Here is an 11,318-nt window from a genome sequence, read left to right as displayed (position 1 = left end):
TCGAATTTGTTGGTTTTTTTGGTTTTATATTTTACATAGTAAATAAGTTAATGGTTATTGATTTGGCTAGTGTGTGTTTTTAATAGGTTTAAATGTTGTGTTGGTTTGGTATGCTAAATTGTGTCTATTTTGTTGCACGTAGATTGTGTTTTTGCAAAACATGCCTCTGTTTAAAGAAAATGTCATAGAACCTTGTGCTTTTAAGGTCTGAATTTTATACAATGCGCAGCGTTATATAGACCACAAATAGTATTTATAAGGTCTAAGGCAACCACATCAAAAAAATACGGAGTTACCATGAGTAGCCAAGCTGCAAAACAAGCACCATCGCCGAAGCCGAGCGGCATGGATCGCTTCTTAAACGCGATTGAAACAGCAGGTAATAAAATTCCTGATCCTGCAATTCTATTTTTCTGGGCACTCGTTATTGTCTGGGTATCATCTGCGATTTTATCTAATGTTTCATTTGACCTTATCAACCCACGTACGGGTGATGCGTTAGAAGTAAACAACCTACTGACTGGCGAAGCACTCGCTAGCTTTATGGCAAACATGGTAACAACGTTTACTGGCTTTGCTCCTTTAGGCATTGTTTTGGTTGCGATGTTAGGTGTTGGTGTTGCTGACGCTTCTGGCTTTATCCAAACTGGCCTTAAGAAAATGCTTAACTTCACGCCAGCTAAGCTTCTAACTCCTATGCTTATCTTGGTCGCTATTGTGTCTCACACAGCAGCTGATGCCGGTTACGTATTAGTCATTCCACTAGGTGGTATTATCTTCCACGCAGCGGGTCGTCACCCTCTTGCGGGTATAGCAGCAGCATTTGCTGGTGTATCAGGTGGTTTCTCAGCTAACTTTATCCCTTCTGGTATCGATCCTCTGTTAGCTGGCTTTACGCAAACAGCAGCAAATGTTCTTGATCCTGAGTACATTATTAACCCTCTAGCGAACATCTTCTTTACTGGCCTTTCTTCATTCCTGATCGTTGGTATCGGTTGGTGGGTAACTGAGAAAATCATTGAACCACGTCTTTCTAATACACCCGTTGATGAAGATGCAGAAGAAGCACCTGATCTAGGTACGTTCACAGAGATTGAGTCTAAAGCATTCCGTTGGGCTGGTTGGGCAATGGTTGCAGGTATTGCAGCTTTAGTCTTCGCACTTATGCCAGAAGATTCAGCGTTACGTTCTCCGGAAGGTGAGCTTACTGCATTCTCTGCGCCTCTAATGCAGTCAATCGTTCCACTTATCTTTATTTTGTTTGTTATTCCTGGCATCGTTTATGGTCGTATCTCAGGTAAGTTTAACAGCAATAACGACATCATTAAGTCAATGTCAGAGACGATGTCTACGATGGGTGCTTACATTGTAATGTCGTTCTTCTGTGCTCAGTTCCTATCTGCATTTGGCCAATCAAACATTGGTACTATGCTTGCGCTTTACGGTGCTGAAGGTTTGAAAGCGATGGACCTGTCGGGTGAATTTACGATCGTTGGTATGATTCTTCTGACTGCGTTTGTTAACCTACTGGTTGGTTCTGCATCGGCGAAGTGGGCTCTAATTGGCCCAATCCTTGTTCCAATGTTGATGGTTGTTGGTATCTCTCCTGAGCTATCTCAAGCGGCTTACCGTGTTGGTGATTCAGTGTCTAACATCATTTCTCCACTAATGGTGTTCTTCCCTCTTGTGGTTGTTTACTGTCAACGTTACGTGAAGTCTACGGGTATCGGTACACTAGCTGCATTGATGATGCCGTTCTCTATCGCGATGCTAATTGGTTGGACTGTCTTCCTACTCGCTTACTGGGCACTTGGTATTCCTCTAGGTATCAATGCTCCTTACACTTACACAATGTAATCTGTTAATTTAAGCGATATACAGATACTCAAGCCCGCGATTATAATCGCGGGCTTTTTCTTATCTACTGAAACAGGGTAAACTCTGGCAGACCGCTTATCTTAACTTTGTTTATCACAACTTTTTTATTTGGAGTTACATAGTGCCCCTCGATCAATTCACCTCACAAGATGAACACTTTATGCGTCGCGCTTTAGAGCTTGCAGCAGAGGCTGAGCGTGAAGGGGAAGTGCCTATTGGAGCGGTATTAGTTAAGGGGGGAGTGATTATTGCCGAGGGCTGGAACCGATCTATTGGCCACCACGATGCCACCGCGCACGCTGAAGTTGAAGTGCTCCGCAAAGCAGGAGAAGCCCTTGAGAATTACCGACTACTTGATACCACCTTATACGTCACATTAGAGCCTTGCCCTATGTGCGCTGGAGCGCTCCTACACAGCAGAGTAAAACGAGTGGTTTTTGGCGCTTCTGATCTTAAAGCGGGGGCCGCGGGAACCGTACTGAATTTATTTGAAAGCCAAGCGGCGTATCACTATGCAGAGGTTGAAAAAGGGTTATTGGAGGAAGAGTGTAAAGCAGTACTACAAGCATTCTTTAAACGCAGACGAAAAGAGATTAAAGAGAAAAAGAAGCAAATGAAACTCGACTTGGAAGGTAAATCCGAACAGTAGGAGAGCCAGTCAGGGGTAAATTAGGGCGATTAAAGAATTTGGTTTGTTCACTTAGAGTGGGGGGATTTCAGCAAACATCCATGCTATTGGGATAGCTTTTTGTGAATCTACCTCGTCTGATAGATGCTTGCTTGTTTGATTAATCCATCTGTAATTGAGTGTAAGTGCGGTTTCGCCAAATAATCTTTTTCTTGTTATTCGATAGCATACGTTTTCTACGCGTTGCTGAAACAGTCTTACTCAAACGCTTGGATTGCATTTTACGTTTCATAATAAAACACTCCTTAAGTTCTTACTATTATCTTCTCAAACACGTCGGTTTGAGCCATTCAAACTCGATTACCTATCCTTTATAGAAAGGGAATGTTACGGCAATATGAATGTGTCTGAACAAACTAAGATATAAGGGCTATTTAGATGATTTTCAAGTGTGTAATAGTAGAAAATTCTATTACACACTTGAGCTAGAAGGACGTAATTCCCTGCAATTCCAGTTTCTTAGTCAGAAGAAACAGCATCCGATTTCTGTGTGTCGGGTTCAATCGCCGGCGACTCGGATCCTTCCGCTCCAGATACGCTGATTTCTGGTGCTGCAATAACGGTTAGCCCTTCAGTATCGGTGCCCGTTGTTGCGCTTCTCTGCTCTACATGGCCAATAATCGACTGATAGTAGCGGCGGATATTTTCGACATAATTTCTTGCCTCATCACCTCGAGCGAAACCGTAATAGGTTTGACTGTAATATTTCTTTTGTCTTAGTAGTGGAAGGCGATCCTTTACATCAGCCCAAGCGTCAGGGTTGCCTCCTTGGCGCTTGGTTAAGCGTCTAGCATCCATCACATGCCCAAAGCCAACGTTGTACGACGCAAGGGCAAACCAGATTTTCTCATGCTCAGAGATACTATCTGGAATGCGGTCCACCATTTTTCTTAGGTAAGCGACACCACCCCATACGGACTGCTCAGGATCAAGTCGATTCGTTACCCCAACACTTTTGGCTGTAGGTAGGGTAAGCATCATCATGCCTCGCACTCCTGTTGGTGAGCGAGCTATCGGGTTCCAGTGTGATTCTTGGTAAGCCAGTGCAGCAATCAAACGCCAGTCAAACTCTTGTGAGTGCTTGATGAATAAAGGAGACCACTCTGGAAGTTTACTGTCTAAGGCGCGAATGAAGGCGCGAGTATCAACATAATCAAAGCTGCCAATATGACCAATGTACTTCTCTTCAAGTGCAGCCAGCTGACCTGACTGTTTGATGGAGCCAAAGTACTCGATGAGCAGCGCGTATAAGCTTTCATCTTCAGAGCGATTGATAAACCATGAGATAGGTTGGTCTTCTGTCAGTTCAAAAGCGATAGCGATATCTGGGTAGATACGCTGTGACAAAGATATCTCGATAGAATCGGCCACCGTAAACGGAAGCTTACCTTCAGATACCTGTTTTAAAAGCTCGTTAATATCGGCATCGATATCGACAGCATAGTTAAACGTTTCATGCTGATGTTTTAACTGCTCTAGAGTGTTTTTAAAGTGTGAGTCGTCAACAATGCTTACTACCGAGTTACCATCATTTTGCTCAATGAGCTCTTCTTGCCTCTCGAGTAGTTGATTTATGTTCCTTGGTCGCCATTGTCCCGTTTTATAGACAAGCTGTTGGCTCACATAGTAATAGGCAGGACCAGCACGAAAATTGTTTAAGCGTTTTTCCGATTGGCTTAATCCCGCAGCAATAATATCAATCTCACCATTCTCTAGTGCAGGGTAGAGGCTAGACATACGGTAAGCGGGTTTCATCTCAAGCTTCACGCCCAGTTCGTTAGCAAATTCGCGAACCAATTCGTAATCTAACCCCGCAGGGCCATCTGGGCCTATATAGTAAGAGAGTTGATTATTTAGAGTGCCCACACGTAAAACGCCACGGTCGAGGATCTCTTGGAGCTCACTTTTTGGCTCTGATTCTATTTGGCAGCCTGTCAGTATTACGGATGCAAATATAAAGGCGGCAGTCAGTTTTAGTTTTGACAGTGTGCTGTTCAACATTTTTAAGTTCTCATACTTCTAGTATCGCTTTTATATCAAAGCCTAACGCTCTATAAAAGAAGAGTCATAAAAGATTGAGCGGAGTGAGCATTTATTCATCAATTTAGGTGTAACTGCAAATTGACAAAAAAAATGACGCAAACGGTTGCTTTTGGTGTTACATCACAAAACTAATTGCTTTATAATGCGCTCGCAACAGAAGAGGTGCAATCGGCATAAGTTCGAAGTTCATGTTTGGCTTTGTAAGCTAACCCACTGAATTTATACCAATATCACCTCAGGGTCTATTGACCTTTTGAGATGATTTTTGCAGTGGTTTGTGAGTTGTTTATACAAGGCAGAGACTTGGAAGTGTAGTTTTTCTACCTGATAAGTCGATAACGCCGTAGAAATAAGTCACAAGCACTGCCCGAAGGGTTCGGCTAAAAGCGTTTTACTCTTTGTTGAGAGGTATTTGCTTAGAATGACTAGGCATCACACCTCTCGCCGCGATTAAAACGCTTTTATCTCGAACAAAACTTTACCGCAAAAGGTAAATAGACCCTATCCACTTGCATAAGAGACCTAAGTACATGAGAATTTTGCGTGGCTCCCCTGCCCTTTCTGAGTTTCGTGTTAACAAGCTTTTAGAGCTTTGCCGTGAATTAAGCTTACCAGTAACTGGTATTTATGCTGAATTTACCCACTTTGCTGATCTAACGGCAGACCTAGATGCGTCTGAAGTAGAAAAATTAGAAAAGCTGCTGACTTACGGTCCAACGATTGAAGAGCATGAGCCAACAGGTTTACTGCTGCTTGCTACACCTCGTCCGGGTACTATCTCTCCTTGGTCTTCAAAGTCGACCGATATCGCTAACAACTGTGGTCTAGATAAGATTGCACGTTTAGAGCGCGGTACGGCTTACTATATTGAATCTTCTTCTGAGCTGTCTGAGCTTCAGTTAGTTGAACTAAAAGCAATCCTACACGATCGTATGATGGAAGTGGTTTTCACTGATTTCGAATTAGCGGAAGCGCTTTTCCAAGTTGCTGAGCCTGCACCTTATGCAGAGGTTGATCTTATTTCTGGTGGTCGTAAAGCTTTGGAAGTTGCTAACGTGACGCTTGGTCTTGCTCTTGCAGAAGATGAGATTGATTACCTACTTGAAAGCTTTACAGTAAAGCTTGAGCGTAACCCGACTGACATCGAGTTAATGATGTTTGCACAAGCGAACTCAGAGCACTGTCGTCATAAGATCTTCAACGCTGATTGGACAATTGATGGCGTTAAGCAAGATAAATCATTATTTAAAATGATTAAAAATACATTCGAAGTGACGCCTGAAAACGTTCTGTCGGCATACAAAGATAACGCTGCGGTAATGACAGGTTCAGAGGTTGGTCGCTTCTTCCCAGATCCAGAAACTCGCCAGTACAGCTACCACCAAGAACAAACACACATCTTGATGAAAGTTGAAACGCACAATCACCCAACTGCTATTTCTCCATGGCCGGGCGCATCAACAGGTTCAGGCGGTGAAATCCGTGATGAAGGCGCGACAGGTATTGGTGGTAAGCCAAAAGCGGGTCTAGTGGCATTCTCTGTATCTAACCTTAAGATTCCAAACTTCGTACAGCCTTGGGAAACTGACTTTGGTAAGCCAAGCCGTATCGTGACAGCTTTGGATATCATGCTTGAAGGCCCTCTTGGTGGCGCAGCATTCAACAACGAATTTGGTCGTCCAAACCTGCTAGGTTACTTCCGTACTTACGAAGAGAAAGTTAACTCGCACGCAGGTGAAGAAGTTCGTGGTTACCATAAGCCAATCATGCTGGCTGGTGGTCTAGGTAACATTCGTGACGATCATGTTCAGAAAAAAGAGATCCCAGTCGGTGCAAGCCTGATTGTTCTTGGTGGTCCGGCGATGAACATCGGCCTTGGTGGCGGTGCGGCATCTTCAATGGATTCTGGTTCTTCTTCTGAAGATTTAGATTTCGCTTCGGTACAGCGTGAAAACCCAGAGATGGAACGTCGTTGTCAGGAAGTTATTGACCGTTGTTGGCAACTAGGTGATGCAAACCCAATCGCATTCATCCACGATGTGGGCGCGGGCGGCATCTCGAACGCACTTCCTGAGCTTGTAGACGATGGTGAGCGTGGCGGTATCTTTAATCTGCGTGATGTGCCAAACGATGAGCCGGGCATGAGCCCTCTTGAAATTTGGTGTAACGAATCTCAAGAGCGTTACGTTATGGCCGTTGCTGATAAAGACATGGCAACGTTCGATGCAATTTGTAAACGCGAACGTGCACCATACGCAGTGGTTGGTAAAGCGACTGAAGAACGTGATCTTAAATTAGAAGATTCACACTTCGACAATACGCCAATCGACATGCCAATGGACATTCTTTTAGGTAAAACACCTAAGATGCACCGTGATGCGAAAACGCTGAAAGTAAGCAATCCTGCGATTGACCGTTCTGGCATTGAGATGAATGAAGCGGTTAACCGTGTTCTACGTCTCCCAACCGTTGCAGAGAAAACATTCCTAATCACCATTGGTGACCGCTCGGTAACTGGCCTTGTTGCTCGCGACCAAATGGTAGGCCCTTGGCAGGTTCCTGTTGCTAACTGCGCAGTAACGGCAGCGAGCTACGACTCTTACCACGGTGAGGCGATGTCTCTTGGTGAGCGTACTCCTGTTGCACTTCTAGACTTCGGTGCATCTGCTCGTCTAGCGGTTGGTGAAGCAATCACTAACATAGCAGCGACAAACATTGGCGATATCAAACACATTAAATTGTCTGCTAACTGGATGTCTCCAGCTGGTCACCCAGGTGAAGACGCGGGTCTTTACGAAGCGGTAAAAGCAGTTGGTGAAGAGCTTTGTCCTGCACTTGGCTTAACGATTCCAGTTGGTAAAGACTCAATGTCTATGAAGACCAAGTGGGAAGAGAATGGTGAGCAGAAAGAAGTAACGTCTCCGCTATCTCTCGTTATCACAGCGTTTGCTCGTGTTGAGGATGTTCGTAAGACAATTACTCCTCAACTGCGTACTGACAAAGGCGCTTCAAGTCTAGTACTTATAGACCTAGGTAACGGCCAAAACCGCATGGGTGCTACGGCGCTTGCACAAGTTTACAAGCAGCTTGGTGATAAGCCAGCAGATGTAGATAACGCAGCGCAACTAAAAGGCTTCTACGAAGGCGTTCAAGCTCTGGTAGCAAACGATCAAGTTGTTGCTTACCACGATAAAGGCGATGGCGGTCTATTCGTTACTCTTGCTGAAATGGCGTTTGCAGGTCACTGTGGTGTTAATGCTGATATTGCAGCGCTAGGCGAAGACACGCTAGCAGCACTATTCAATGAAGAGCTTGGTGCGGTAATTCAAGTTCGTAACGAAGACCTAGACGCTGTGAAAGCAACGCTAGCAGAAAACGGCTTAGCGGAATGTTCACACGTTATCGGCTCAGTAGAAGCGTCTGATGAGTTAGTGATTAAGTCTGGTGACACAGTTGTTGTTGAACGCAACCGTACAGAATTACGTACTATCTGGGCTGAAACAACACATAAGATGCAGGGTTTACGTGATAACCCTATCTGTGCAGACCAAGAGCATGAAGCGAAGAAAGACAACTCAGACCCAGGTCTAAATGTTAAGTTAAGCTTCGATGTTAACGAAGATATTGCTGCACCATACATTGCGACAGGTGCTAAACCTAAAATGGCAATTCTACGTGAACAAGGTGTTAACTCTCATGTTGAAATGGCAGCGGCGTTTGATCGCGCTGGCTTTGAAGCAACGGATATCCACATGAGTGATATCCTGACAGGTTCTGCTGTACTTGAAGAGTACAACGGTCTTGTTGCTTGTGGCGGCTTCTCTTACGGTGACGTTCTAGGCGCTGGTGAAGGTTGGGCGAAGTCTGTTCTATTTAACGAACAAGCTCGTAACCAATTTGAAGGCTTCTTCCAACGTGAAGACACGTTCTCACTAGGTGTGTGTAACGGCTGTCAGATGTTGTCGAATTTAAAAGAGCTGATTCCAGGCGCAAATAACTGGCCACGTTTCGTTCGTAACGAATCTGAGCGTTTTGAGGCTCGTTTCAGCCTAGTTGAAGTTCAGAAATCAGATTCTGTATTCTTCGATGGGATGGAAGGTTCTCGCATGCCAATCGCGGTTTCTCACGGTGAAGGCCGCGTAGAAGTACGAGATGGTGAGCACCTATCGGCGATTGAAAGTTCAGGTACAGTAGCGCTACGTTATGTTGATAACAACGGTAACCAAACGCAGCAATACCCAAATAACCCGAATGGTTCACCAAACGCTATTACAGGTCTTACAACGACTGATGGCCGCGTGACTATCATGATGCCTCACCCAGAGCGAGTATTCCGTACGGTTGCTAACTCTTGGGCTCCAGAAGGTTGGGGTGAAAACGGTGCTTGGATGCGTATGTTCCAAAATGCACGTAAAAACGTAGGCTAACGATTAGCGTAAATTGATTTATCTTAAAATATAGAAATCGTCACTCATTGAGTGGCGATTTTTTTTGGGCGATTGGAAGGTATGATAACTAAGTCGTAAGCTGAGTTTGCTGAGGTGTGTATTGATATTGGCTAAAATTGAGGGCGCTAGCTAAGGTAATAAGTACATGTCTTAAAGGAGAAGCATGGAATGTCGGTATCGAACTGGAGCATGAGAACCCTTTCTGGATTGATGTCCTTTGTTATTGTTGTCATGTTTCTTTGCGCTTATTTTGTTTTTAAATTTTTTTGGTCTTATGACAAAGCCTTAGCGCAAATCGAAAGCATTCATGAGAGAGAGCTGCAACAAGTTAATACCATGCTTACTCTAGCTAAAGATGACTTAGAAGGTAAGCTGTCAGATTATGCAGCATGGGACTCAATGGCTGAATTTGCTAGTGATGGAAACGAAGCCTTCCGTAAAGATGATCTTAATATCCATACGTTGAGTTCTATGGGGCTAGAGGGGGTGATTGTCTTTAATAAGGATAAAGAAACCGTTTATTCCAGACGTTATGATCATATACAAGAGAAAGAAGTATTGATGGGGAAAGAGCTCCCCAGTTATTTTGATCTGTTATTGCATAAAGCTGAACAAACACCTGTGGATAAGCTTAACGCGCTTACGGGGTTAATTGCATTTGAAGAGCATGCTTATATCTACTCACTAGCTCGAATCTGTAACAGTGAAGCGCTAGAGTGCAATAACGGCTTTCTTATCTTTATTGCCCCGCTCGAGCCTGACTATCTGCAGTTGGTCGAGAAGACCACAGGGCTAGAGGTGTCGATTAGAACTTTAAAAACCATTCCTGTTTTTCACCACGAACATGGCTCTTCTGCTGAGAGTTATTTAAACTATCTTGACCCAATATCCAATATCAACATCAATATAAAGATCATCCACAGTATTATTCGTCCTACGTTTATTGAAGTTGATGAGCTCAGTGTTGTGATTGGTTTTTCATTGACACTGTTCTTAATGAATATGCTGTTAGTTCATAAGTTAACTGCGCCAATTAAACAAGCGCGTAAGGCTCTTATCGAGTTTGCTCAACAAGGTAAAACTCTCCCAGATGATCAGCAGTTTGTCTCTAAAGAGATGAAACAGTTTTCAATGACAATCAATAAACTGGTGAATGAGATAGATGCAAGTCGAAAGGAACTAAAGTGGCAATCGGAGCACGACTTTTTAACTGGGCTTGCCAATAAGCGTCTATTAGAAAAGTTAACAACGAAATGGATAGATGACCCTAAAGTCGCCTATTTAACGTTTTTTATGATCGATATTGACTATTTTAAACCCTATAACGACCACTATGGTCATTTAGCAGGGGATCAAGCTCTTGAGCGAGTTGCAAAGCGGTTGCCGAAGTCGATACAGATTGAAAAGCAAGTGCTTGCTCGTTTTGGCGGAGAAGAGTTCTGTTTAGTGATTGCTGCTTCAACACCGTTTGATAGCTTAGCGATTGCCAAGCAAATTCATATGAATATGAAGACCTTAGGGATATTACATGAGTATTCAAAAGTAGCAGAAACCTTAACGGTCAGTGTCGGAGGAATACAGTGTGTGAGAGGCTCAACCGAGAACTATCAAAGTTTGATCCATAAAGCGGACATAGAACTCTATAAAGTGAAAGAAAATGGACGAAACGGGACAAGCATTATAGATGGCAGTTAAACTTTCAACCTAAAAATCAGTAAATAGGTTGTAATTTGATGAAAGTGAGTTGATAAAACAGCAGCAAAGTAAATCTATTTATGCTCTAATACCGCGCTTACCAAGGGATGGTTTTAAACGCGCTCAATATAGATAGATTTCTTAGCGTTGGGCAATCCCTGATTAATCCCTTAGGAATATAAAAATGGCTTCAAATAAAAAATTTGCTATCCGCTTAACTGAAAAGCGTACTGGCTGGGCTGCTGAAATTACGCGCCAAGTAACTTCACGTAAAGTTGTCGTATCAAAGCGTGAAATGGGCTTTGAAACAGAAGCTGAAGCGCAAGCTTGGGCTGAGAAAGAGCTTGCTGGTTTCGTTAAAAACCAAGCTGAACGTAACGAGCGTAAAGGTCAACAACGCCAAGAGCGTGAAGAACGCGAAGCGGCGGCTGCTCGTGAAGCAGAGCAAAGACGCGAAGCACGTCTTGCTGCTGAAGATGATGCAGAATAATTCTTGCGTTATTACAGCGTTAGAAAAAGAAAACCGCCAACTGGCGGTTTTTTTGTATGCTTGATTTATAAATCAC

General features: G+C 43.7%; 7 protein-coding genes. 5 read left to right on the top strand and 2 right to left on the bottom strand.

Annotation, left to right across the window (positions count from 1 at the left end):
- Positions 1 to 297 precede the first annotated feature (297 nt).
- Positions 298 to 1,857, top strand: coding sequence for an AbgT family transporter (locus KP803_RS18975; RefSeq protein ID WP_248010423.1), 1,560 nt, complete (start codon positions 298 to 300; stop codon positions 1,855 to 1,857).
- A gap of 142 nt (positions 1,858 to 1,999) precedes the next feature.
- A complete protein-coding gene (tadA, locus tag KP803_RS18970) occupies positions 2,000 to 2,527 on the top strand; it encodes a tRNA adenosine(34) deaminase TadA (protein ID WP_248010422.1) in 528 nt (175 codons plus the stop codon).
- 139 nt (positions 2,528 to 2,666) lie between these two features.
- Here the strand turns inward: tadA and KP803_RS21960 are convergent, their stop codons facing one another.
- On the bottom strand, positions 2,667 to 2,798 hold the full coding sequence (locus KP803_RS21960; protein WP_282437335.1) for a hypothetical protein: 132 nt from the start codon (positions 2,796 to 2,798) through the stop codon (positions 2,667 to 2,669).
- A 227-nt stretch (positions 2,799 to 3,025) separates the two neighbouring features.
- Positions 3,026 to 4,567 carry a membrane-bound lytic murein transglycosylase MltF gene (gene mltF / locus KP803_RS18965; protein ID WP_248010421.1) on the bottom strand — a complete coding sequence of 514 codons (1,542 nt, stop codon included), beginning with the start codon at positions 4,565 to 4,567 and terminating at the stop codon, positions 3,026 to 3,028.
- Positions 4,568 to 5,139: 572 nt separating this feature from the next.
- Here mltF and purL point away from each other — a divergent pair.
- From purL to KP803_RS18950, 3 genes are all read left to right on the top strand, one after another.
- On the top strand, positions 5,140 to 9,036 hold the full coding sequence (gene purL / locus KP803_RS18960) for a phosphoribosylformylglycinamidine synthase (protein ID WP_248010420.1): 3,897 nt from the start codon (positions 5,140 to 5,142) through the stop codon (positions 9,034 to 9,036).
- Between the two features lie 189 nt (positions 9,037 to 9,225).
- On the top strand, positions 9,226 to 10,752 hold the full coding sequence (locus tag KP803_RS18955) for a diguanylate cyclase (RefSeq protein ID WP_248010419.1): 1,527 nt from the start codon (positions 9,226 to 9,228) through the stop codon (positions 10,750 to 10,752).
- A 184-nt stretch (positions 10,753 to 10,936) separates the two neighbouring features.
- Positions 10,937 to 11,242 carry a DUF3622 domain-containing protein gene (locus KP803_RS18950; RefSeq protein WP_248010418.1) on the top strand — a complete coding sequence of 102 codons (306 nt, stop codon included), beginning with the start codon at positions 10,937 to 10,939 and terminating at the stop codon, positions 11,240 to 11,242.
- The last annotated feature ends 76 nt before the right edge of the window (positions 11,243 to 11,318 follow it).

The sequence above is a fragment of the Vibrio amylolyticus genome, from assembly GCF_023145695.1.
GTDB lineage: Bacteria > Pseudomonadota > Gammaproteobacteria > Enterobacterales > Vibrionaceae > Vibrio > Vibrio amylolyticus.
Note: the sequence above shows the minus strand (reverse complement) of the source record. Positions and strands in the feature narration are given on the sequence as shown.

Bases quoted from the DNA above. Each gene is read 5' to 3' on its own strand.
- KP803_RS18975 (WP_248010423.1), top strand. From the start codon at position 298: ATGAGTAGCCAAGCTGCAAAACAAGCACCATCGCCGAAGCCGAGCGGC.
- purL (WP_248010420.1), top strand. From the start codon at position 5,140: ATGAGAATTTTGCGTGGCTCCCCTGCCCTTTCTGAGTTTCGTGTTAAC.
- KP803_RS21960 (WP_282437335.1), bottom strand. From the start codon at position 2,798: ATGAAACGTAAAATGCAATCCAAGCGTTTGAGTAAGACTGTTTCAGCA.
- KP803_RS18955 (WP_248010419.1), top strand. From the start codon at position 9,226: ATGTCGGTATCGAACTGGAGCATGAGAACCCTTTCTGGATTGATGTCC.
- KP803_RS18950 (WP_248010418.1), top strand. From the start codon at position 10,937: ATGGCTTCAAATAAAAAATTTGCTATCCGCTTAACTGAAAAGCGTACT.
- mltF (WP_248010421.1), bottom strand. From the start codon at position 4,567: ATGTTGAACAGCACACTGTCAAAACTAAAACTGACTGCCGCCTTTATA.